Here is a 1646-nt window from a genome sequence, read left to right on the forward strand (position 1 = left end):
CAAATGATCCGAACTCATCCGGCCCCGAAAGCACCGACCCGCCTGTTCAACTACGGCTCCTTGATCTGGAAGCCGGAGATCGAGCATATCGGTGAGCAGGTAGGCCTCGCTCGTGGGTGGCATCGCGCTTTCTGCTTTCGCATGACCCGTTTTCGGGGCACGCCGGAGCAGCCAGGCCTTATGATGGCCCTCGATCGTGGGGGGCAATGCAGCGGCGTCCTGTACGACCTGCCAAAGGACAACCTCGAACGCCAATTCGGCAAACTCTTTCGACGCGAATTCACCTATAAGCCGGCCAACAGCATGCCCCGGTGGATCACGGTGGCGACTGCTTCCGGGCCTATCTCGGCCTTGGCCTTTGTGATGAACCGCGCGTCACCTCTCTATGCCGGTCGTCAGTCGCTTGAAGCCGTTGCCGATGTCCTGGCCCTGGCCTGCGGTCATTGGGGAAGCGGGGCCGAATACCTGTTCAACACGGTTTCTCACCTCGAAGCCAAAGGCATACATGACAGCAGCCTCTGGCGGCTTCAACGCCTTGTGGCGGAGTTGATAGAGCGAAACCCGGCGGAGCGGAACGTTCTTTGAGCCGACGGAGCGGTCGCTTCAAGCATCCGCAGTTGGCGCGAACATGACCTCCAGCATTGTCACCCGCGATGTCCGCTTCCGGGCGGAGGCTGAAGAGACTGCCACCGCACTTTTCAACCTCGCCAAGGAACACCTCGAACAGCTCAAGGCGAGGCCATCGACTTAAGCCTAGCTGTGCGTGTTTCGACATTTCGACGTCGCGGTGTCGGATTATTTGCATGCAAACCAGTTTTACGACGCTATCCTCCCATCCTCAACGGAAGATTCTGGGAGGAATGCATGGCTGCGCATGAGCAACATGCCGTTGAAATCATTAGGGACAAAGAGTGGTCGGTTCGCGTGACGGTCAACGGCACCACCACCACGGTCCCTTTTACATCTGAGAGCTACGCGCGTTCGTTCGCAGACGGTCAGGCGTTCCGACTGGGCGTTCAGGTCGCGGAGATCAAGAAGGCGGCCTAGCTGCGCGCTTGCCCCAAGAGCCCCACAGCGAATGAACCTCGAGTGACCAAAGCCGGTTGAAATTAGCCGTTGCGCGGCATAAGAGCTTGTGCCTATAGTTAGTACGTGGCTCGCACGAACAAACAGACTGACTGTGACGACCTGTAGATGGCGCCCAAGCTGGGCTGCTGCGCGGTCTGGAGGTGAGCCGGAACACTCGGTCAACAGGGGATACGCACAGTGAACCGCTTTCAGAAACTCTCGACCGCAGCGCTCGTCGCAGCATCCTTCACGTCGACCGCCCTCGCCACGAATGACAAGCTCACGATCGGCATCGTCACCTTCTCGACATCCGACGTCGACACAAACCAGATGGTCGACACGATGAGCCAGGAAGCCAAGTCTAAGGGCTGGTCGGTGGAAACGCTCAATGCCAACGGCGATCCTTCGCAAGCGATCACCAGCATCAAGCAGCTGGCAACCAAGAAGGTGGACGCCATCATCGTCACGGTCTTCGATTCGACGGGCCTGGCGGCCGGGCTCCAGGCGGCGGCGGACGCAAAGATCCCCGTGCTTTCGGCCGGCGGCGGCATGGCAGACGGGATCGCGCTATCTGCAAG

General features: G+C 59.6%; 4 protein-coding genes. All 4 read left to right on the plus strand.

Translation table 11 applies throughout. The annotated features are described in order from the left end of the window. Positions 1-585: gamma-glutamylcyclotransferase (locus NKI72_RS34865; protein WP_352852229.1), on the plus strand; the 585-nt coding region annotated here is incomplete at its 5' end. Between the two features lie 43 nt (positions 586-628). Next, positions 629-751 (plus strand): hypothetical protein, encoded by a 123-nt coding sequence (locus NKI72_RS34870; protein WP_023679140.1) that lies wholly within the window; start codon positions 629-631, stop codon positions 749-751. A 113-nt stretch (positions 752-864) separates the two neighbouring features. Further along, positions 865-1047 (plus strand): hypothetical protein, encoded by a 183-nt coding sequence (locus NKI72_RS34875; protein WP_023679139.1) that lies wholly within the window; start codon positions 865-867, stop codon positions 1045-1047. 219 nt (positions 1048-1266) lie between these two features. Further along, on the plus strand, positions 1267-1646 hold a 380-nt coding region (locus NKI72_RS34880), incomplete at its 3' end, for a substrate-binding domain-containing protein (protein WP_352852231.1).

This window comes from Mesorhizobium sp. M0437 (assembly GCF_040321335.1).
Taxonomy (GTDB): domain Bacteria; phylum Pseudomonadota; class Alphaproteobacteria; order Rhizobiales; family Rhizobiaceae; genus Mesorhizobium.